Annotated in this window: 17 protein-coding genes; 5 read left to right on the forward strand and 12 right to left on the reverse strand. The window is 39.2% G+C overall.

Annotated features, from left to right (window positions below; all coding sequences use genetic code 11):
• Positions 1 to 13: 13 nt before the first annotated feature.
• The 8 genes from aceF to NYP54_RS02890 form a co-directional block, all read right to left on the reverse strand.
• Positions 14 to 1,594, reverse strand: coding sequence for a dihydrolipoyllysine-residue acetyltransferase (aceF, locus tag NYP54_RS02855; protein ID WP_283157082.1), 1,581 nt, complete (start codon positions 1,592 to 1,594; stop codon positions 14 to 16).
• 59 nt (positions 1,595 to 1,653) lie between these two features.
• The gene (gene aceE / locus NYP54_RS02860; RefSeq protein WP_283157083.1) at positions 1,654 to 4,335 is read right to left on the reverse strand and encodes a pyruvate dehydrogenase (acetyl-transferring), homodimeric type; all 2,682 of its coding nucleotides are present in this window, start codon (positions 4,333 to 4,335) and stop codon (positions 1,654 to 1,656) included.
• A gap of 145 nt (positions 4,336 to 4,480) precedes the next feature.
• Positions 4,481 to 5,755, reverse strand: coding sequence for an MFS transporter (locus NYP54_RS02865; protein ID WP_283157084.1), 1,275 nt, complete (start codon positions 5,753 to 5,755; stop codon positions 4,481 to 4,483).
• Between the two features lie 18 nt (positions 5,756 to 5,773).
• Positions 5,774 to 7,063: a hypothetical protein gene (locus NYP54_RS02870; protein ID WP_283157085.1), complete on the reverse strand. Its 1,290-nt coding sequence runs from the start codon at positions 7,061 to 7,063 to the stop codon at positions 5,774 to 5,776.
• 117 nt (positions 7,064 to 7,180) lie between these two features.
• A complete protein-coding gene (locus tag NYP54_RS02875; protein ID WP_283157086.1) occupies positions 7,181 to 8,389 on the reverse strand; it encodes a CsgG/HfaB family protein in 1,209 nt (402 codons plus the stop codon).
• Between the two features lie 13 nt (positions 8,390 to 8,402).
• A complete protein-coding gene (locus NYP54_RS02880; RefSeq protein WP_283157087.1) occupies positions 8,403 to 9,869 on the reverse strand; it encodes a DUF6844 domain-containing protein in 1,467 nt (488 codons plus the stop codon).
• Between the two features lie 251 nt (positions 9,870 to 10,120).
• The gene (gene lpoB, locus NYP54_RS02885) at positions 10,121 to 10,708 is read right to left on the reverse strand and encodes a penicillin-binding protein activator LpoB (protein ID WP_170137191.1); all 588 of its coding nucleotides are present in this window, start codon (positions 10,706 to 10,708) and stop codon (positions 10,121 to 10,123) included.
• 165 nt (positions 10,709 to 10,873) lie between these two features.
• Positions 10,874 to 11,617: a DUF2147 domain-containing protein gene (locus NYP54_RS02890; protein WP_283157088.1), complete on the reverse strand. Its 744-nt coding sequence runs from the start codon at positions 11,615 to 11,617 to the stop codon at positions 10,874 to 10,876.
• 237 nt (positions 11,618 to 11,854) lie between these two features.
• On the opposite strand from NYP54_RS02890, the gene leuS reads away from it, so the two are divergent.
• The 3 genes from leuS (at position 11,855) to add (ending at position 16,052) form a co-directional block, all read left to right on the forward strand.
• Positions 11,855 to 14,284: a leucine--tRNA ligase gene (gene leuS / locus NYP54_RS02895; protein WP_283157089.1), complete on the forward strand. Its 2,430-nt coding sequence runs from the start codon at positions 11,855 to 11,857 to the stop codon at positions 14,282 to 14,284.
• Between the two features lie 6 nt (positions 14,285 to 14,290).
• Complete coding sequence (gene lptE / locus NYP54_RS02900; protein WP_283157090.1) at positions 14,291 to 14,932, forward strand: LPS assembly lipoprotein LptE; 642 nt, start codon at positions 14,291 to 14,293, stop codon at positions 14,930 to 14,932.
• A gap of 106 nt (positions 14,933 to 15,038) precedes the next feature.
• Complete coding sequence (add, locus tag NYP54_RS02905) at positions 15,039 to 16,052, forward strand: adenosine deaminase (protein ID WP_283157091.1); 1,014 nt, start codon at positions 15,039 to 15,041, stop codon at positions 16,050 to 16,052.
• Between the two features lie 26 nt (positions 16,053 to 16,078).
• On the opposite strand, the gene NYP54_RS02910 is transcribed toward add, so the two are convergent.
• Complete coding sequence (locus NYP54_RS02910) at positions 16,079 to 17,221, reverse strand: DUF481 domain-containing protein (RefSeq protein WP_283157092.1); 1,143 nt, start codon at positions 17,219 to 17,221, stop codon at positions 16,079 to 16,081.
• Positions 17,222 to 17,272: 51 nt separating this feature from the next.
• Positions 17,273 to 17,653, reverse strand: coding sequence for a lipoprotein (locus tag NYP54_RS02915; RefSeq protein WP_117001996.1), 381 nt, complete (start codon positions 17,651 to 17,653; stop codon positions 17,273 to 17,275).
• Positions 17,654 to 17,789: 136 nt separating this feature from the next.
• Here NYP54_RS02915 and NYP54_RS02920 point away from each other — a divergent pair, with 136 nt between their 5' ends.
• Positions 17,790 to 19,082, forward strand: coding sequence for a hypothetical protein (locus NYP54_RS02920; protein WP_283157093.1), 1,293 nt, complete (start codon positions 17,790 to 17,792; stop codon positions 19,080 to 19,082).
• Between the two features lie 4 nt (positions 19,083 to 19,086).
• The gene (recG, locus tag NYP54_RS02925; protein WP_283157094.1) at positions 19,087 to 21,141 is read left to right on the forward strand and encodes an ATP-dependent DNA helicase RecG; all 2,055 of its coding nucleotides are present in this window, start codon (positions 19,087 to 19,089) and stop codon (positions 21,139 to 21,141) included.
• Here the strand turns inward: recG and uvrC are convergent, their stop codons facing one another.
• Positions 21,142 to 22,983, reverse strand: a complete 1,842-nt coding sequence (uvrC, locus tag NYP54_RS02930) for an excinuclease ABC subunit UvrC (RefSeq protein WP_283157095.1) — start codon at positions 22,981 to 22,983, stop codon at positions 21,142 to 21,144. It lies immediately after the preceding gene.
• A gap of 33 nt (positions 22,984 to 23,016) precedes the next feature.
• Positions 23,017 to 23,667: a UvrY/SirA/GacA family response regulator transcription factor gene (uvrY, locus tag NYP54_RS02935; protein WP_283157096.1), complete on the reverse strand. Its 651-nt coding sequence runs from the start codon at positions 23,665 to 23,667 to the stop codon at positions 23,017 to 23,019.
• Positions 23,668 to 23,872: the final 205 nt, after the last annotated feature.

Genomic DNA, 23,872 nt, shown 5'->3' on the forward strand with positions numbered 1-23,872 from the left:
TTTTACCCTTTGTTTATAAAAGTATTTCTCTTAAATCTGCCAAAATTGCACAGTACCGCGTTAAGAACTGTGCTGCTAACGCGCCATCAATCACTCGATGATCAGTTGATAATGACAATGGCAACATCGTTCTTGGCGCAAACTCTTTACCATTCCACACTGGTTTAATCGCAGCCTTTGATACACCCATAATTGCCACTTCAGGCATATTAATAATTGGTGTAAATGCTGTCGTACCCAAAACACCTAAGCTTGAAATGGTAAATGTCGCACCCTGCATATCATCAGGCTTTAACTTACCATCACGCCCTTTCTTAACTAGCTCCATAATCTCGCGTGAAATCTCAAAGATCCCTTTTTGATCGGCATCTTTAATCACCGGCACAACCAAACCTTTTGGTGTGTCAGCGGCAAAACCGATATTAAAGTATTTCTTAACAATTAAACTCTCACCATCATTCGATAATGAGCTATTAAAACGTGGGTATTCTTTTAATGCCACAGCTGCGGCTTTAATCAAGAATGACAACGGTGTGACTTTAACCCCTGCTTTTTCAGCAGCTGCTTTTTTCGCATTTCTAAATTCTTCAAGATCAGTAATATCTGCATCATCATAGAAAGTCACATGCGGGATCTTAACCCAGTTACGCGCTAAGTTCTTAGCACTTAATTTATTAATGCGTGACAGGCTTTCGACTTCAATCTCACCAAATTTGGCAAAATCAATCTGTGGATCAGGTAAAAGATCTAAACCACCACCGCTTGATACATTGCCTGATTGAACGGCTTGTACGGCTTTTTTGATATAGTTTTCACAATCTTCTTTGGTAATACGTCCTTTGCGACCTGTTGCCACAACGCGCGCCAACTCAACACCTAAGATACGCGCTAAACGACGTACAGCAGGAGATGCATGTGCATTGGTATTATGCACATCTGTTGTTTCAACTGCAGCAGTTGACTGAGCTTGAGCCGCTGGAACAGCAGCTATCGTTGCTTCTTTGGTTTCTAATTGTTTTGGCGCAGGTGCCACAGTTGCCGCACCTGTCACTTCAAGGGTTAGCACCAAATCGCCTTGTGATACTTTATCACCGACCTTGATTTTGACATCAACGACTTTACCTGATTCAGGTGCTGGAATTTCCATTGACGCTTTATCAGTTTCAAGTGTTGCTAATGAATCTTCAGCATTGATCTCGTCCCCCGGCTTGACGTTGATCTCAATAACATCAACCCCTTTATAGTCACCGATATCAGGAACGGTCACATCAATCACTTGTGTACTTTGCGCCTGTGATGGTGCAACTTCTGCCGCTACGGGCTCTACTGATTGAGATGGCTCAGATGAAGCAATTGCATCAGTTTCGACCGATAGAACTAATGAGCCCTCTGAAACTTTATCGCCCACTTTGATATTAATCTCTTTAACAACACCTGCAAAGGGAGCTGGAACTTCCATTGACGCTTTGTCTGTTTCTAGGGTAACTAATGAGTCTTCTGTCTCAATCGTGTCCCCCACTTTGACATTCACCTCAATTACATCAACATCTTTATAGTCACCGATATCTGGTACTGTGACTTTTTGTACTGCCATGCAATTTTCCTCTTGTTTTTATTTTTTTAATTTTTTAAATTTAGTTTTAAAACGCCCGATTAGTGACTTACTGGATCAAGACGCTCAGGATCAATATTGTATTTCTTAATCGCGTCTTTAACCACTTTAGCAGTCACAGCACCTTCGCGTAACAAGCCCGTTAACGCGGCAATAACCACATGATAACGATCTACTTCAAAGAAGCTTCTTAAGTTCTCACGCGAATCAGAGCGACCAAAGCCATCCGTACCTAAGGTAATATAATTTGTAGGCATAAACTCACGTAATTGCTCAGTATAAAGCTTGATATAATCCGTTGATGCAATCACAGGTCCTGTATGACCTTTTAAACATTTCTCAATATGCGTCTGTTGTGCTTTTTTATCAGGGTGAAGCATATTCCAGCGCGCTACTTTACGACTATCGCGATAAAGCTCATTCGCTGAGGTCATGCTCCAAACATCACTTGTTACACCAAAATCTTTCTCTAACAACTCAGCTGCTGCCTCAACTTCACGCAAAATAGTGCCTGAGCCCATTAACTGCACATGCTTTTTCGCATCGGCTTTTTTGGCACCTTTTAACAAATATAAGCCTTTGATAATGCCTTCTTCAGAGCCTTCAGGCATCGCGCCATGCACATAGTTCTCATTCATTACCGTGACATAATAGAAAACCTGCTCACCTTCAACATACATGCGACGCATACCATCCCAAAGAATCACAGCAAGCTCATACGCATACGTTGGATCATAAGAGATACATGATGGAATAAGACCGGCTTGAATATGACTATGCCCATCTTCATGTTGAAGCCCTTCACCATTAAGTGTGGTGCGTCCTGCAGTACCTCCTAATAAGAAGCCTTTGGCATGTGAATCACCTGCCAACCATGCAAGGTCACCAATTCTCTGAAAACCAAACATAGAGTAGTAAATATAAAATGGAATCATCGGTACACGATGAACACTATACGAAGTCGCTGCCGCTAACCATGAACAAAAACCGCCAGCTTCATTAATACCATCTTGAATGATTTGCCCATCCGTTGATTCCTTGTAATACATCACTTGCGCTTTATCTTCTGGCACATATTGCTGACCGCGATGGTTATAAATGCCTAGTTGACGGAATAAACCTTCCATACCAAACGTACGTGATTCATCTACTGTCACTGGCACCAAACGATCTTTTAGCTCTTTATGACGTGTTAGATTAACAAACATACGTACAAATGCCGTTGTCGTTGAAAATTCACGATCACCACTTGCCTCTAAGAATAACTGACCAAAGTCCTGATAACTTGGAATCGGTAAAGCGGTGTTATTCTCAAAACGTGCAGGCGCGTAACCATCTAAGGCTTTACGTTGCGCATGTAAATAAGCATGTTCTTTAGAACCTTCTTGGAATTTTAAAAATTCCATATTCTCAACTTGCTCATCCGTTGCCGGCACATCGAATCGATCACGAATATATTTTAATGCTGCGGTATCAAGCTTTTTAACATTGTGCGCAATGTTCTTAGATTCACCCCACTCACCTAAACCATAGCCTTTAATCGTCATTGGTAAAATAACCGTTGGCTTACCTGTTGTATTATTAACAGCGCGTTGATAAGCAGCATATACCTTAATCGGGTCATGGCCACCACGCATTAAGTTTTGTACATCTTCATCAGTGTAACCTTTGCCCATTTCTTCTAGCTCTGGATCGCCACCGAAAATTGTTTGACGCAAATCTTGTCCGCCATGCGAACGTGCAAACTGCATCTGACCATCATTCATCTGTGCTAAGCGTTGTTGTAATTTTCCATTGGTATCTTTGGCAAATAATGGCTCCCAATTACTACCCCATAACACTTTAATGACATTCCAACCGGCACCTGTGAAGATCTGAGCGAATTCCTCAACGATCTTGCCATTGCCATCAACAAGACCATCTAAGCGCTGAAGGTTACAGTTAATCACAAAAATTAGATTATCCAATCCTTCACGTGCCGCACGATTAATGGCTCCTAATGACTCAGGTTCATCCATCTCGCCATCACCACAAAATGCCCATACACGGCGATTACTCGTTTCAGCTAACTTACGTGCTTCTAGATACTTCATAAAGCGCGCTTGATAAATTGCTTGCAGTGGACCAAGTCCCATCGAAACCGTTGGGAACTGCCAATAGGTTGGCTGTAAATATGGATGCGGGTAAGATGATAAACCTTTATCACCATTGAATGCTTGTTGGCGGAAGTTCTTTAACTGCTCTTCAGTTAAACGCCCCTCAAGATAAGAGCGCGCATAAATCACAGGCGTTGTATGCCCCTGATAAAAAACCAAGTCCCCTGCTTTTGTTTCACTTGGTGCATGGAAGAAGTGGTTAAACCCGACTTCATAAAGCGTCATAATTGAGGCACCTGAACCAATATGCCCACCTAGTGTACCATCTTTTTTATTGGCTTTGGCTACCATAACTGCCGCATTCCAGCGATTAAGATTTTCAATCTTTTTCTCAACTTCCAAATCCCCTGGATAACCAGGCTGATCAGCCACTTTAATCGTATTCATAAACGAAATACTTTTCGCAGGCGCATACGCACTATCAATACCAATTTCACCAGCGCGATCCAATAAACGATTTACTAAAAAACTCGCACGTTCAGCACCTTCACGTGTCACGACATCTTCTAATGCTTCTAGCCACTCTTGCGTTTCGGTTGTATCAATATCATGAAACCTTTCAGACATGTTGCCTCCATAGACAGTTAAAACTTCAAAAGCTCAGTTAAAGCTAAGTATTAAAAACGGCGACAATTATAAACCTAAGATACCTGAAAATATAGGCGAATTAGCATTTTAGCGGAAAAGCTTGGAATCTGTGACTAAAACACACTCACAAAGTAATATCTTTTGCTCTAACTTCTTTGAAGAAAAGCGCAATCACAAAGGATAGTAACATTAAAACAGGGATTAAAATCATCATATATTGATAGGCTTGATGAAGACCATGCGAGCCCTTAAAGAGCTGCAATAAGAAACCAGACAATGGCTGCAATACCGCACCACTTAATGGCAAAAACAGATTAATAAACGCAATGCCAACACCTAATTGCTTATCATGAACATGCCCTTTAATCATCGAGAAATTAAGCACATGCGCACTTTGCATTGCACCAAATAAAAAGCATAGCAGGTAGACAAGATATACATTTAAGTCAACATAAATGAGTAATAGCACAACCACAAAGCCAATAATTGGCGCCCATATTAAGAAAACTTTGTCCTTATTTATAATTGTTGCTAATGTGCCCCAAATTGGACTTGAGATAGCAACCGAAATAAAAATCAAACTACAAGCAAATGCCGCTTGCGCTTCAGTGATATGATGGACACTACTTAAGTAGCTAATTCCCCATAAATCAGCAAAGACAACGGTTGTACCATAGATGGTGAAAAAGTACAGTCCATTTAACAAAAGTTGGCGATTTTTAACCATTTTACCCAGCGCTAAAATTTGCTGCCAAACTGTCTCTTGGTGAATCAAATGACGCTTTCTATCCATTGAAGGGTGTTTCCGTATAAAAAGCGCACTCATCAAAAACAACAGCAAACTGATTATCGCGACCACAAAAAACACTTGTGAAATGGTGTAGTGATCCAAAAACAAAACTAAAGGCAATGCTGAGAGCGCACCGCCGGCATAGCAACTAAACTGTGTAAAGCCTACAAACATTGAAAACAATCGATCTGGCAACCATAGTGACAATGACTTTAACGCACACAAAATGCCAAATCCTCCAGCAAAGCCCGCGATGACGCGTGCCAAGATCATCACAATGGGATTATGACTTAGTGAGAACATAAACATCGCCACGGTAAACAAAAACGTACTACAAACCATGATACGCTTGACGCCAAAGCGATCTACCAATAGTCCAGCTGGAATTTGTGAGATCACATAGGATAGATAAAATGCCGAACCTAGAATAGCAATCGTCGATGAGTCAAAACCATAATCATCACGTAGCGACAATGCCAAGGCATTGGTCGATGAGCGCACAAAATATTCAAAGCCATAAAAAAGCGCACAAATACTCCAAATAAAAAGTCCAAGTGCGGTTAGTTTTTTGACGGTGTTGTTTACGGTATCAGCATGATTAGAATGCACGTTATCTCCTACTAAGTCTTAAATAATAAAATGATATACTTTCGTGAAATCACCCATATTTACAATCCATAGTAATGTTGTTTTATTTGACTTAATGTCAACTGGTGTCTCTTTTAATGCGATATCTAGCGTATATTTTCCTGGCGTGTATTGCTGCTCAAATAATTGAATATTATTAGGCAATAGCAACCAGCTGCGCTCATCGGCTTGCGCGGTCATAAAACTATATATGGAACCTGCTAACAAGCCCCAGCCACCGGCTTGGTTACTCGCCTCATAAGTTGCTAGTGATTTTACCACCAAGCGAATCACTTCACGGGTAATAATCGCAGGATACTCTTCAGTTAATGATTTCATTGCCATTTGCGTGGTATTCACCAACAATGAGGTCTGCCCTTTATCGATGATTTTTTTATCTTGTGTGATATATAAATCTTTTGCAGGTAACAAAGTGTACTTTGATGGATAGTAGGCTACCGCAACCTCTTGCAAACCAAGTTTCCCTAAAAAAAGTGGCAGTTTAAATGCCTCTCTTGGAGTGACAAAACCTTGCTCATAAAGCACAACCAAACGCCCTTTACCAGATGCATAGGCGTTACCGCCATTAAAGCCGCTTTCAATCTCTTTATAAGTCCTCAAGACATAAGGATTATCAGGCAAAAGTCTTTTGGCATCTTTGATCGAGACAAAGGCATTATTGTAATTACCATCAAATGCTTGATATAAAATACTTGCCAGATAATAGCCAAAGCCATTTTCATAGGCGTTACTGGCATCTTTGACCGCACTAAACATCTGATTGATTTCAGTCGATTTGTTAAGCCCTAGCTTATCTTGATCAACCCCAGCCTTACTCGTATCTTTTTGATATTTATTTTGCAAGTCTCCTGCCATTAATTTTTGCTGATACGTCCAATACTGTGCATTACTTAACTGACGAATAGCCACAAGCGCGCCACTTAGATCATTTTCAGATAAGTAATTCAATGCCTGATACGGATATAAAAATGTCATTGCATAATCAGGCGTTGAAAATGGTAGCTCACGATCATTGGTGAGTACCGCACCCATATTCTCTAGCATTTTAGATACTTGAACTTTCGCTGCCATTTTACTCGTTGCCACGGTTTGAATGACTGCTTGATAATCTTTCTTAGACTCGGCGACATTACCATTTAGTTGCGCTAAACGCGCCTGCTCTAATAAATATAAGTTATCAGTTGTCGGCTTATCACCAAATTCATCAATAAATGCCTTTTGTGCTTCCGATATATTACCACTTGTCGCATCTGCCTTTACTTGCTTCATTTTATTGGGATAGGACGCTGAAAAAGTCGCGCACCCTGATAACATTAACGTGCTAACACAGAATAGACTTAACCCGCTATTTTTAATTATTTTTGCCATTCTCTTTAACCCAAATCACTACTTTATAGGATAAACCTGTAAACCTCTAACAACCGTATTAGCCTGACCTGAAAGCACTTTTGCTATTGCATATTTTGGTGTCACACTCATCACTTCAAGCTCAGCAAGCTTTTTACCTTGTATTGGAATATGCTCCCCTGTACTTGGATCGATTACCGTATCTGCTTTTCCGCGCACTTCAAATTTTTGTCCCACCTGCACGCGCGCGCCACCTTGATTAAGATATATATCATTACCTTGAACGGTTAATATCGTCAATGGATAAATCAACCCAATCACTTCATTAGCAATCTGCTGCCCTGCTTTGTCAAACAAAGACTGTGCGATCGCATTTACCGCTGTGTTTTCTGAATTCATCTCTTTTGCAACATCAGATGACGGCAAGTAAACTTTAACACTATCTGACCATTTAATTGCCATCGTTGCCGTTTCAATGACGCGATAGTTAATGACCAAACCAACATGCCATGTTTTGAAATCCTCACCATAAAATTCTTTTTTGGTTTGATAAAAATCAAAGCTTGCAATATCACCAACTACCATAAAATCAGCACCAATTAACTGTTTAATACGCGCTTTTTCAGCTGGCTTGGCATGCCCTGATTCCAGCACTGCCATTTCATCCTTATATGCGCCAAAATCTTCAGCACTGCGACTGACCACATTAAACTTGCGTGACTGGACAAACTGGTTTTGCAATGCCTCTTGAATCATTGGTTTTACTTGCTCTAAACCAATTAAGCCATTAATTGATCCAGGCATGAAATGAAAAGGTGTTAATGCAATCGAGTAAAGCTTCAACTTCTCACGCTCATCAATACTTTGATATTCGCTCATTTTGACAACAACCGTTAGCTGCCAGACACCATCAACCTCTTTGCTATCAATCACATCATAGCCATTGATTAAGCCTTTGGTTGCGGTTTTAATGCTCGATTCATAGCTTTTTGATAGCTTAACATCTGCCTTTAAATCACCATAGTCACTGCTTTTGGCATCAATATTCGCATCAAAAGTTTTATTAATCGACTGCTCAATTGATGACACATCGACACCGTTGACTTGCGATACTGCTTGAACTAAGGCGCTTTTTAAAGCCTTGTCATAAGTCTTACCAACGCCTGTGACATTTTTTGACACTTCCGTCACCTGTGCAAAAAGCACCGCAGGAAGCAATGAAAGTGCTAATATCGTTTTTTTAATCATTATCGATTCTCACTTAAAACTGATGTAAATAAGGATTGTCTTCACTCTCGCTCACAATCGCTTTACTGTTTTGTTTATTTTGTTTATTTGCCACGTTTGTCTTATCAGCATGGTCTTTTTGCTGTGCTTGATTATATGCATTTGCATTAAAATCTTTAACGCTTTGCGCTAAATGCATACTTGTTGGCGACCACGCAAGCACAACACCATAAACAGCATCATTGTTACCTTTTTGTGTATAACGCCACGTTTTTGCCACTTGCACACCGGATAATGACGTGCTTGCCGTGTTTTTAATTTCACTATCAAGCATATTAATTAGGTTGTTTGTTGATTTAATGTTTTCTTTACCAGTAGTGAGATTTCTAAACACATACTCAGCACTTTCTCTACCTAATTTTGTCAACTGGCTGGTCGTCATTGATGAGTTTAAGAAATTAGCATAATTTGCTTCAGCAACTGCGCGTGCCTGCGCCACTGCGATATCCAGAGAGTTAGCTGAGCCACGACGTTGATAACCAAATTGCGCATAGGATAAGATAACCGGTTCACCGCACTCATCAAAGACAATACGAATGCCAAAATCATTTTTCAGCACATTGGCTGATTTATTGACAACCTCATTGATACTCAGACCTTTTTGATAATGTATTGATGATGCTTTACCTGATTTAACATCTGTTACCAAAGTCCTTATTTTCTCAGAATATAACGCGATAACTGCAACATATTGCTGATTATCTTTAGTCACGACAAATGTCTTTAACGGCAGCAAACCTGCAACTTCCAAATAAGCATTTTTATACGCTTCAATCAACATTTTCTGAAATGCCACTTGTTTTTTAAGCATCGGATCTTGAGCAATTTTCTCAGCATCAACACCTTGCTTTGCTAATTCTTTATCTAAATCATTACTCTTTATCGCAATATACTTATGATACAAGGAGCTCATCGTACTCCAAAAACCATCACCACCTCCGGGCAATTGGTCATTATCAATGTCATATTTATTTGAGCTATCATCTTGATGGCTCTCAAATACTATTTTGGTTAAGTTCTTACTAACCACGCTGTTTACCAGTTCAGCTTGCGCTTTTAACATCGCCTCTTGAAATGCAAGCTGCAAAGTCGTCGCATTCATCGCGTTATTATCATTATCACCTTTAGCCACTTTAGCGTATGCAGAATACACTCGCGTATCTTCGTTATTAAAATTCAACCCATTACTAGCGATATAAGCACCCACCTTATCCATAATAACTTCTTGAGCAGTACGATCATCTTGATCTTCCACCTCTGAAATAGGTGTATCTTTAGCGGCTACTTGATTTATTGTGCTTTCAATAGGCGTTGTTTCCACCTTCTGCTGTGTTTTTGCGTCAGGTGTACGTGCATCGGTAGTTGCTTGATTTTGCTGTGTGGCATATACATGAACACCTGCCATCATAAACAAAGTGGCAGCAATTGCTTTTAGTTTCATAAAAGTCCTTATTTACTATAGAAAGTAAAATTAACTGAAGTTACGGACTTTTTCTATTTCAACACCCCGCTTCGCAAGCTTAAGCACCCCTCTTGCAAAGAGGGGAATACAGAATCAACCTTTGCCTAATTCCCTTCTTTGCAAGAGGGGTGGCAGCCGGAGGCTGACGGGGTGTTTATAAAATTATAGTTTTTTCTGAAGTGCGTAAATCCAGCAATTAATATTTACATAGAGACCTATGTGTTGGTAGGTTACCAGCCAAAAGAGCTGCGCTTTTGTACTTTGCGAATTTGTTTTTGATCTTGCCAAACAATAATACCTGTTTTTAGATCAATCATTTTTAATGTAATCAAATAGAATAAAGATTGTTGGTCACTATTCATCGATTGCATATCGGCAATACTGCCATAAATCATATATTGTGCACCGATTTGTTGACCCATCTTTGTCGCCGTTGCTTGATCGACCATACCAGATTCCGATTGATAATCCATCTGCTCTTTCATTTGCTTGACTTGCGACATATCAGTGAACTGGAATTTACCACTATTGATAATCTCAGTTGACACAGTATTCGCTAGCATACCAGTATTAATGTGCTCTGCGGTTTCATTTTTAATCGTACTAAAGAATACAATCGGCTGCTTGCCACCCGCTGTAATACGTGCAATCGCTGGAGATGCTAGCATGCCACCAACCATTTTCTGCGTTGTCGTTTGCAAGTCTGTTGAGTTGAAATTAATCGATGTCGTATCAACACCCTGCGGATCTACATAGCTAACATTACTTGAACTAGCACAGCCTGCGAGTAAGCCAACAGATAGTAATGCTGGCAGCATATAAATTGACTTGGTCTTTAACTTTTTTTTCATATTCATCGTATTCACTCCATAATCCTTAGAATCCAAAATTCAAACGAGATTCTATTGAAAAAAGATCTCACTTTCAAATTTTATTTATTCTGCACACAGCTAATTTTTGTTTTTTGATCACAAACTTCACAATTAAGCACCAAAATTACACAAACCATTGGCTTTTAGAGTAATCTTTGAACATTGCTGCCATAATTTCTCATTGGTAATTTTTCCTGTTTTGTCAGCATAAGCATAATGCCCATCTTTGGTTAAGCCACAGACTTTAGCGCATTGCAATGCTTCCTGCTCATCAATACGATACCAATATTGCGTGCGTCCAAATAATGAGAAACCAACATAACCACGCACATAGAGCTTTTTGCCATTTTCTTGTGTTTGAATCTTGCAACTATAGACTTTGCCATTTGATGGATCCAAAATTGATCCGCTTTTATATAACGCTCCATCTGATCCATCTTTGTCACCATCTTTGCTGAAATTCCACATTATTTTCAAGCCTTGCACTTGATTGTTTGGATAACTTGAATAGTCAAACTTATAACCGTTTTCATCACCCTTACCACAGTTTTTACACGAAACATCAGGCACTTGTTCTTTGTCACCCACAATATTAACAAAAGGAACAATAATCTTACCTTCAAGCTTACCATCTTTACCTTTGTAAACTTGCAAAATTGACTGTGCTTGTTTATCACCATCGGTATACTGCAACCAATAACCAACGGGTGAGTACAGGTTTTGCGCTTTATGCATTTTAGCAATTGTTTGATCATTATACGACTTCACTGAAGCTTGATCAGTAGCTGCTTGTGATAGCCCGATACTGGTAGCTACAGACATTGAAGCTAATAATGTTATATATTTTCCTTTCATCTTGTTTCCTTTGTTTTTTATTAATGTTTTATTTTAAAAGAGCGTTCTGACGTGCTCATAACTACGTATTGTTTCATCCGCTGTTATTAATATTGCGCCATAAAAGTTAAAGCATTAACAACAGTAACGCAAGATAAACACTATTGACACTAGTCGTTTCTTAAAAATTTCGCTAACATACTGACAATTTAGTAAATACTTTCTACCGCTACTTAGAACATACAATTGGATAATAGAATGCAACAAACTTATGATTTCACCCAATTAGAAAAGCAAATCCAAGCCTTCTGGCAAGACAATCAATCTTTTAAAGCCGTTAAAGATACTAACAAAGAAAAGTTTTATAGCTTGTCGATGTTGCCCTATCCAAGTGGTACACTGCATATGGGGCACGTGCGTAATTATACCCTTGGTGATGTCGTTAGCCGCTATCAACGCATGCTTGGTAAAAATGTATTGCAACCTATGGGCTGGGATGCCTTTGGTTTACCGGCTGAAAATGCTGCTATCAAACATCAAAAAGCACCCGCTGATTGGACATATAGTAATATTGCTTATATGAAAAAGCAGTTACAATCTTTAGGTTTTGGTTATGACTGGGATCGCGAGGTTGCAACATGTGATGATAGTTATTACAAGTGGGAGCAATGGTTTTTTATTGAGCTTTACAACAAAGGCTTAGTCTATCGCAAAAATTCAGTAGTTAACTGGGATCCCGTTGATCAAACCGTGCTTGCCAATGAACAAGTTGTTGATGGTCGTGGTTGGCGCTCAGGTGCACTTGTTGAGAAAAAAGAAATCCCTCAATGGTTTGTTAAAATCACGGACTATGCCGATGAGCTTTTACAAGATCTAGACAAACTAAAAGGCTGGCCTGATGCGGTTAAAATCATGCAGACTAATTGGATTGGCAAGTCTGAAGGCACAACGATAACATTTGATGTCAATGGCACTAAACTTGATGTTTTCACCACGCGTCCTGATACCTTAATGGGTGTGACTTATCTGGCAATTGCTGCTGAGCATCCACTGGCATTACAAGCTTCAAAAGAAAATGCTGCAATTGCTAAGTTTATTAAACAGTGTCAGCAAACTTCGACCATGGAAGCCGATCTTGCCACACAAGAAAAGCTTGGCATTAAAACACCTTTTTATGCGACACACCCTATTACTGGTGATAAAGTTGAAGTCTGGATTGCCAACTTTGTCTTAATGAGCTATGGCACAGGTGCTGTGATGTCGGTACCCGCGCACGACGAGCGTGATTGGGAATTTGCACATAAATATAACATCCCATTAAAGCAAGTCATTGAAACCACCGAAGGCAATACTGACCTTAGCAAAGGCGCGATTACCGAAAAAGGTACTTTGATTAATTCAGGGCAATTTGATGGTCTTGATTTTGATACTGCTTTTAGCAAAATTGCCAAGTATTTAACTACCAACAACAAGGGCGAGATTACAACCAACTTCAGGATTCGTGATTGGGGTGTTTCGCGCCAACGCTACTGGGGCTGCCCTATTCCAATGATTCATTGTGAAAATTGTGGCATAGTCCCTGAAAAAGAAGAAAACCTACCTGTCAAACTACCTCAGGATGTCACATTAACAGGTGCTACCTCACCACTTAAAGTAATGCCTGAGTTTTACGAAACAACCTGCCCACAATGTGGCAGTAAAGCAACACGTGAAACAGACACCTTTGACACCTTTATGGAGTCTTCATGGTATTATGCACGCTACACCTGCCCAACAGCTGATAAAATGCTTGATGATGAAGCCAACTACTGGCTGCCTGTCGATCAGTATATTGGCGGTATTGAGCATGCAATTATGCATCTGTTATATGCACGCTTTTTCCATAAATTGATGCGTGATGCTGGTCTTGTCACCAGTAGCGAGCCATTTACCAACCTATTAACACAAGGCATGGTGCTAAAAGATGGTGCTAAAATGTCAAAGTCAAAAGGCAACACGGTTGACCCGCAAGCTTTGATTGAACAGTACGGTGCTGATACCGTGCGTTTATTTAGTATGTTCGCTGCTCCTCCTGAGCAATCACTTGAGTGGTCTGATTCAGGTGTAGAAGGAGCACATCGATTTTTAAAGAAAATATGGAGCTATATTCATAGCAATCATGACAAGATTGATCCAAAATACACATTGAGCCTTGATAAGTTAAGTAATGATGATAAAAAGGTGCGCTTTGAAATCTATAGCGTGTTAAAGCAGGCGCTTTTTGATTTTGATAAGATGCAGTTTAATACGGTTGTTTCAGCGTGCATGAAGATTTTTAATAGTTTACAAAATGCTCAGAACAGCGCTGTTATCACTGAAGGCGTGAGTATTCTGCTGCGTTTATTAGCGCCATTTACCCCACACATTGCACAATCCTTATGGTCAGAGCTTCACTTTGGTGATGATATTTTAAATGCAGGCTTCCCGCAAATTGATGATCAAGCACTTATTAGTGACAACTTCACTCTAGTGGTACAAGTCAATGGTAAATTACGTGCCAAAATTGATGTCTCTAGTGAGCTTACTGCCAAAGAGATTGAAGCCATAGTTATTGCCGATGAAGTGGTCAGCAAATTTCTTGAAGGCAAAACAATTAAAAAGGCGATTTACGTGCCGAAAAAATTAATGAATCTAGTGATTGGAGCGTAATGGATCATGCATTATTTACGCTTTAAAAACATTAATCTTAAATTATTACTTATCGCATTGTTTGCTACCTTAATTTATGGCTGCGGCTTTCACTTACGCGGCTGGAATGAGGGCATGCCTAAGTTTATGCAAAAAGTATATATCAGCTACAATGGCAGCGATTTTAGCTTTATTAACGCCTTAAACTCTGTGATCACATCCACTGGCGCTGAAGTTGTCCCATCGGCCAAAGATGCGAATATTATTATTCACATTAAGTCTGCCGCACAAAGCAGTCACTTAGTGGGCATCACCGGTGGCGCATCTTCCAATGACTACATCATGAGCTATGCCGTGAGTTATGATATTTTGAATAACAAAAATCAAGTTATCCTCAAAGATCAAAGCAATTCTGCACAGCAAACGTATACAACGAATGCAACACAACAGCTAAGTAATAACTCACAACAGCAACAAATTTACAACAGCCTACAATCACAAGTGGCAAGTAATATTATTGTGCAGATGCAGAGTATCACGCTAGAAAAGTATAACGCTTCTTCCGGTGACAAACCTGACACGCAATCATCATCTAATAATCATGAGTTAAAGTTAACTGGCAAACAAGAGATCACACCAACGAATGCCAGCTCTACTTCCAAATCATAATAATAGATAATAGCCTTAATCAAAATTACACAATCATTTTACTACAAGCACAGTTTTGGACTAGAATGCCCATAAAGTTATCTTATAGCCTAAACTAAGGATTAATGTGATCGATTTTATTAAACAACTACCAAAAGCTGAGCTTCACGTCCATATTGAAGGAACCCTAGAACCAGAGCATGCCTTTTTAATTGCTCAAAGAAATAATATTTCAATGAAATATAAAAGACCTGAGGATATGGTAGCAGCCTATAATTTCCATGATTTGCCGTCATTCTTAGAAATTTATTACTCCGGCATTAATGTTCTAAGGACTGAGCTAGATTTCTATGAGCTCACTTATGCTTATCTTGAACAAGCATCAGCCAATGGCATTGTTTATGCTGAAATATTCTTCGACCCTCAAGCGCATACTCGCCGAGAAATAAGTTTTAGCACAATTATCAATGGCATAACCAAAGCACAAGAAATTGCAAAATCCAGATTAACTATCGACTCAAACTTAATTATGTGCTTTTTACGTGAACTTTCTGTAGAGTCTGCTTTTGAACATTTAAAAATGGCTGAATCATATCTAAGCAAAATCATTGGAGTGGGATTAGATTCTAATGAAAAAAATAATCCACCCATTAAATTTAAAGAAGTTTTTGCAAAAGCTAAAGCAATGGGATTGAAAGTCACCGTTCATTGTGACGTTAATCAAGAGAACTCAATTGAGCATATTCGCCAAGCCATTGAGGACATTCAAGCAGATCGTATTGACCATGGTATTAATGTACTAGAAAGCAACAAGCTTTGTGCTGAACTTATAAATAAAAATATTGGTTTGACGGTTTGCCCTGTATCAAACAGATATGTTGTCAACTCGCTGACTAGCAAAGAAATTATTCAGCTACTTAGTCAAGGAATTAAAGTTACCATCAATTCCGATGACCCTTCTTATTTTAATGCCTATCTCAATGAGAATCTAATACTTCTACAACAAGAAGGGAAGCTAACCAAAGAACATATCATACAGCTAGTCAAAAACTCTTTTGACATATCTTGGATCAGCGACAATCAAAAACAATACTATTTTGACCTACTTCAAAAAACCACCATACAAGCAGCGGAAGCTTAATTAACACTCAACTCTAGGGTAACTTATTAAAACGAATACGCAATCGTTGTTGATGTCACAGTATTAACACGTTTCTTATTGGAGCTTGCCCAACTGCTACCATTGATTTGGAAGCCTAATTGCAAAATAAGATTCTTATAAATCTCTGTCGATAAGGTGCTATTGGTCTGATAAGTCGTTGCATCATCTGCTGTCCAGTTGACTAAAATGCTTTGTTTAAAGCTTGAGGTATCCGTAAAGTTCCACACATAATCAAGTCCACCTTGCGCACCGAGTGCATTGGAAAACTCACCGGTATCCTTGACCTTCTGTTGCGTTAAACTCGGACCGATCGATGATGTAAGGCTCATCGTATCATTACTATACAACTGGCGCTGATAACCGATAGATTCTGACAAAATATAACTGTATGTATCAAGCTGATCATTTAAGTAGTTAATCCTGCCATAAATACCATTGTTCTTATCAAAATTCCATGAAGTCGTTCCTGTTGCTTGGAACTTATTGGTTTTAACGCCTTTGCCATCGGGCATATCATCGCGATTATACAAGTAACTCATCACCAATGTGTTTTTCCATGGGATAATCGGGTTATAACTAATATTGGCATTACCATTATAGTTAGTTGCTGCAGAGTTCCCTGTGACAATGCTACCACCCAACCCAAAGCTCGTACCTTTCCAAGGGTCTGCAATGGCTATGTTTGGCTTTTTCTGTGATACTGCATCATCATTAGCAATGCCTTCTGGCAGATTTAAACTACTAAGTGACGACGTAGATTGCGCCTGTGATGTTGCCGCAGTATCTGCACTTGATTTAGATGCTTGCACTGACTGAGCTACTGGTTTTTTCTGCTCTTGCAGTGAATCACTCCAAGGACTAAGAACTGCGGCACTGGCAACGGGTACTTTAGCATTTGCTGCTGCGCTATCTGTCGCTTGTGTAGCCGTAGTAGCTGTTTTTGTGTTTTGTGCTGTATCATTTTGCTTAATTTTAACGCTACCAGCATCGGCAATTGCCTGATAGTGTTTGGCTAAATCTTCATAGCTTTGCGCTAAGGCACGATATTTTTGTGCCATGGTTTGTGCGTCATCAGGACTCATTGCATAAACTGCTGTTACATTAAGTGTTCCTATCAATACAGCTAAAGCAGTTAGCCTCTTTGTCATTACTCACTCCAATTGTTTTGTTTTTATTTTTTTTAGTTGTTTTTTTATCTTTTATTCACTTTGATTTTGCAGACTGTTTGAACCCTGCTGATCTTGCTGACTTTCGGTGTTTTGTATATCCTGCTTAGCTTCTGCATCATCAGTCGTCTGCTCATTAGTTGATGGTAATGTTGTATTGCTTTGAGCACTTTGCTTATCTTTATCATCATTGTTTGTTGTATCAACTGATTTATTCGATGGCTTATCATTATTGCTAGTATCTGCCGACTGCGCTGCTGTAGCGCTTGTCTTTGTTGCATTAGAGGTTTCGGTGGGCTTTGCGACCGTCGCAGTATCATCCTTTGGCAAATACAAAGGTCCCATTTGCCCACAACCAGCTAATAAGGTCATAGGAATAAGTAATGTAAATAATTTTATAGATTTTTTTGTCATAATCCGCTTGGCGCTATGTAAATATTCGTTAAAATAATTCCCAACATAATAAAAAACATTATGCGCGAAGCCAAATAGAATTATGGTCTTTCTGCAATGAATTTGACATCTCTTACTTTTACGAAGGAATATGTGTGTGATTAAAAAACTCTTACTTAGTATTGTCGGCATTATTGCACTGTTGATTATTTTAATGTTTATCTGGTTGATATTTATTTTCAACCCTAATGATTATAAAGCTTGGATCAACAGCAAAATAAACAATGACCCCAATATCCACATTGTGCTTAATGGATCGCTGGATTTCTCGCTAAAATCAATGCAGCTTAATGCTAAAGAGGTCACTATTAACGCACAAAATGGCACCTTCACAAGCCATTGGCAAGATGCAACGATTAAAATCAACCCACTTGATTTTTTTATCCACCCGAGCAATCCTTTTGAGTCTTTAACGCTACAAAACGGTGAAATTAGTGCTGCACATCAACAGTTTAAAGCATCTCTTTTGAATATCATTGAAAAACATCAACGCTATAGCGTGAGCACTGAGTTAACCAACGATGTCAAGCAGCTAAATATTCAATTAACTTTAACCCCACACACTAACAGCACTGAAATTACGGATTTAAGCATACAAACGATACTTAATAACTTGCCCGTTTGCCTTAAAGTGCCCAGTATTTATCTGAACAATAATAATATGCTCAACAATATTGATAATATTCGCTTGAAAATCAAAGATCAGCTACTCATAGGTAATATCAGTCAAATCGTACTCAAACCTAAGCTTTCATTTAAAGGACAATTCACTGCACCCTATCTTGCATTAACACAAATAGTTAATCTTAACGGTTTCAAAGTCAACTTAGATTCGTTTGCACTTAACTTTGCACTTTCACACAATGACTCAGTAGCAAAAGCTGACATTAGCATCAATGCTCAAAGTGCTAATCTTATCGGTATTGATCTTAATGCGATTGCTTCTTCAACACACAATCTATTAAGCGCTGTTGATCAAGGCGATGGTATTGGTAGCGCCTTTCAAACATTGAAATCTCAACTACTACCGCTTCTTGCTAAGGATAAACTTGTTGCTGATCCAAACAAAAGCACACAATTAAAACAACTTAGCATTCAAAGTCATATTGACAATAACCAACTTAAGACAACTTCGATCAATTGGCAAGCCCCAGAGTTTAGGGTCACAGGCTCTGGACAAATAAACTTAAGCACACACGAGTTAAACTACCCACTTTCGATTCATATCAAAGGCACCCCAAGCCTGACTATCCCATATAGTCTAAACTATCAAGACAAGCAATTTACTGCCGCGATTAATCAAGCTCAACTGCAAAAAAACCTACAGCCCATTATTGAAAAGGCACTTACAAATGCCTTAAACAATAAACTCGGTTCGTTCTTTAGGTAAATGCATGTCCGAAGATCTCTCAAGCTTAAAAGGCATTGGTAAATCGACATTAGCAAAGCTTAATAAAGCCAACATTCACACGCTGTGGGATTTGTTACTTCATTTACCCAAAGACTATCAAGATCGACGCACCATTACACCGATTGGACAGACTGTTTCAGGGCAAAAGCAGCAAATATCAGGTGTTATTCGCCAAGTGAATATCAACAACTTTGGCAAAAAGCATCTTAATTGCTATTTCTCTGATGACACCGGCATGTGTAAAATGCATTTATTTAAGTTTTACCCCAATCAAACTAAGCTACTGCAAAAGGGTAAAATTATTCGCTGCTTTGGTGAGATTAACCATACCCATCACGGCATTGAAGTCATTCACCCTGAGTGGCAAATTATCAATGATCAAAATGAAACTTTAAGCGGGGAAATTACTGCGATTTATCCAACAATTGAAGGTATAAGCTCGACAGTTATCCATAAACTAATAAAGCAGATTAAATCATCGATATCTTTTAAAGAACTGCTGCCTACTGCGATCTTGCAAGTTCATGGATTTATGGATATTAATAGCGCTTTAATGGATATTCATTTCCCACAAAACAGTGACTTTGAGCAGTCCATTAAGCGCGTCACGCACGCTCGTTATCGCTTAGCGATTGAGGAAATGCTGGCACATAACCTTAATGCGAAAAAAGTGCGCCTAACCAATCAATCAGCACCGTTTGCAAAGATAAAAATCAAACCTAAATTACTTGATAAGTTTATCAGTCAGTTGCCTTTTGCTCCAACCAAAGCCCAAGAGCGTGTTATTGCTGAGATTTTTGCTGATTTGACCAAAACCAAACCATGCTCACGCCTTGTGCAAGGTGATGTCGGTTCAGGTAAAACCATTGTTGCCAGCGCTTGTTTGATTCAATCTGCTGCTAATCACCTACAATCAGTGATGATGACACCCACAGAGATTTTGGCAGAGCAACATTATCATAATCTAAGTAACTGGCTTAGTCCTTTTGATATTCCTGTTGTCTTTATCGCTCAAAAATTAACTGCAAAAGAGCGTAAGAACGCACTTAAGATAATACAGACACAGCATAATTGCGTTATTGTTGGCACGCATGCAGTGTTTCAGCAAAGCATTGATTATCCTAATCTTGGATTAGTGATTATTGATGAGCAACATCGTTTTGGTGTTGAACAACGTTTGGCATTAATCGATAAATCAAGAAGTAACAATTGGCAGCCCCATCAAATTGTAATGACGGCAACCCCTATTCCACGCACATTGGCAATGACCGTATATGGTGATCTTGATCTATCGATCATTGATGAGCTGCCACCTAATCGCAAACCAATCACCACCAGTGTGTTAAATCAAAATAAAAAGCAAACACTAATCAATAAACTTGAAGCACATATCAATGCCGATGGGCAAGCCTATTGGGTTTGTCCACTTATTGAATCATCCGAAGTGTTAGTGACACTGCAAGATGCTGAATCACTCTTTGAAACCATCAAAGAAATGTTGCCAAGCGCACGCATTGGTCTTATTCACGGCAAGATGAAGGCTAAGGAAAAAGCACTCATTATGCAGCAATTTAAAGCGCATGAGCTAGATATCTTAGTTGCGACCACCGTGATTGAGGTTGGTGTTGATGTGCCTAATGCCAATATTATGATTATCGATAATGCTGAGCGTTTGGGTTTGTCTCAACTGCATCAGTTACGTGGTCGCGTTGGACGTGGGCACAAGGAAAGTAACTGTATTTTGCTTTATCAATCCCCCTTATCACTCACCGCTAAGAAGCGTTTAGAGCTTATGCGCCAAACCCAAGATGGTTTTATCATTGCTGAGGAAGATCTTAAACTGAGAGGCCCTGGAGATATTTTTGGTAAAAACCAAACCGGTGATATCCAGTTTAAAGTCGCAGATTTAAGTCAACACCAAAATCTATTTGATGAAGTTGCTACTATCGCGGATACGCTTATACAGAACTACCCTCAAACTATTGAGCAAATTATAGGACGCTGGCTAACGAAGGCCGATGAATATATCAAAGCATAATTAACGAAACGCATGCCATATATGATCAGCAAGCTTAGAGCTAATGCCTTTGACCTTTGCAATCTCATCAATTGAAGCGCGTGATAACTCTTGCCAACCACCAAAGTGCCTCAAAAGCGCTTGTCGGCGTTTACTACCCACCCCTTCAATTGACTCAAGTACGGATTCAGTTTGGCGTTTTGCTAGTTTTTTACGCTGCGCTTTGATGGCAAAGTCATGTGCTGCATCACGAATTTGTCTTAATAACAAAAAGGCTAAATCATGCTCTGGCAAATGATACACTTCATCATTAAAACCTTGAAAAATATCCTCTTTACCACTGATTCGCTCAATCCCCTTGCCAAGACTCAAGAGTTTAATATTATGCTGCTGATTATATTGCCTCAGTACATCTTCAGCCTTTTTGATCTGTCCCTTACCGCCATCGATAATCATAACATCTGGCAGATTATTTGCCTCTATCCCTGATTCAACGCGTCTTGTGACCGCTTGCGCAATGGCTGCATAATCATCCCCTGGCGTAACACCCTCAATATTATAACGTCGGTGTGCAGATTTTAATGCGCCACTTTGGTCAAAGACAACACATGAAGCCACCGTTGCCTCACCTTGGTGATGACTAATATCAAAGCATTCAATACGTTTAATCTCAGGGATATTAAGCCACTTTGCTAAAGCTTCAAACCGTTTGATAAATTGCTGCTTAGATTGCAAATTCATTTGTAATTTTTGACGTGCGTTCATTAAAGCAAGCTTCTGCCATTTGGCATTATCAGCAATCGCCTCTGTAATCCATTTAATTTGTCGCTCAGCCTTTTGTGCAATACTTATAAGTAGCGACCCTGATACCTTAACTTCCTTCGGCAAAATAACTTCTTCAGGCCAAATTGTTCGCGGTTCTGCCAAATAATAATGTGATAAAAAAGCCTCTAAAATATCCGTCAACGTACTGCCATTTTGACTAATAAACCAATGTTTATCATCTGCCACTTTACCCTGTTCAATACTAACCAATGTAATACACACCTTATCGACTTCCTGTAAAACACCCAGTACGTGCAAACGCTTATTATTGACTTTATCGAGAAATTGTTGCTGTTGTAGCTTGGTCAGTAGTGCCAATTGATCACGTAACTGCGCGGCAAGCTCAAATTTTTCTTCATTCGCAGCATCTTGCATTTTCTGTGAAATTTCTTCCAATACTGAAGTGAGCTTACCATTCATAAATTTCGCCAGAAGATCAACTTGCATTTTATAGTCTTCAATACTGATTTTATTTACACAAGGACCACTGCAACGCTTAATCTGGTATTGCAAACAAGGGCGTGAGCGATGATTAAAATAACTATCCTCACATTGCCTAATGGGAAAAAGCTTTTGCAGTATAATCAATGTTTCTTTCATTGATGATAATGAGACAAAGGGACCAAAAAATTGTCCTGCCTTGCGCGGCTTACCGCGAAAACCAGACAACCTTGGAAACACATGATCGCTTAAATGCAAATAAGGATAACTTTTATCATCTTTGAATAGAATATTATATTTAGGCTTATGTTTCTTAATTAGCGCACTCTCTAACAAGAAAGCATCATAATCACTGGGTGTCACCGTGACATCAATAAACACGACTTGTTCAACTAACGTCTGTGTTTTGATATCTTTAGCGCCCTTTTTAAAGTAACTATTAACACGCTTATAGAGATTTTTAGCTTTACCAATATATAAAATCGTATGCGCTTTATCATACATACGATAAACGCCTGGATGCGTTGTTAAATGCTTTAAAAAGGAATCTAAATCAAATGCTTGCTTGGCATTTTCAGAGCCGTCTGAGTGAAACATAGTTTTTTATAGATAGGAATAAACTAAAAAGTACTATTCTTTGTTGCTCTCAACATCAATCAGTTTATGTCTAATCGCCATATGCGTTAATTCAACGTCACTATCGATACCTAGTTTCTCAAACAAGCGATAGCGATAACTATTAACCGTCTTTGGACTTAAACACAGCTGATCTGCCACTTCATTGACCTTCTGACCGCTTGTGATCATGATTAACACTTGCATTTCCCGCTCTGATAATACATCAAACGGTGACTCATCATCATGCGTTAAGTGCTTTAAAGCAAGTTGCTGGGCAACCTCAGGTGACAAATAACGTCTTCCGGCATACACTGTTTTGATCGCTTGAATCATCTCATCAATGCTAACCCCTTTAGTCATATAGCCAGAAGCGCCTGCTTGTAATACACGTGTTGGATAAGGCTCCTCACCATAAACAGTCACAACCAAAATTTTAATCTGCGGATAAGTCTTGGCAATGCGTTTGGTCGCCTCCAAGCCACCCATACCAGGCATTTTAACATCCATCAAAATGACATCAGGTAACAGTTTAGAAGTTAGCGTAATCGCTTCCTCACCACTGGCTGCTTCACCAACAATCTCAATATTATTGACATCACTTAACAGCTTCTTAATCCCTAATCTTACCAAATCATGATCATCAACCAAAAGCACTCTTATCATTACCTTGCTCCCATGTTTTAGGTCACCTCCTAAGGAAATACGCCTATCTACTTTATGCTTTAGCTTAAACGTTTTGCGTCAAAAGCTCAAAGACCACACTGATCAATACGCATACTCACTTGTGAGATTTTGACCATAGTATAGCGTAAAACTTCCAATGTTGCTGTAGCAATTTGAGCTTATTTTACTTGTATTTCTAACTTTT

It is taken from the genome of Cysteiniphilum sp. QT6929 (genome assembly GCF_030035755.1).
Classification (GTDB): domain Bacteria; phylum Pseudomonadota; class Gammaproteobacteria; order Francisellales; family Francisellaceae; genus Caedibacter; species Caedibacter litoralis.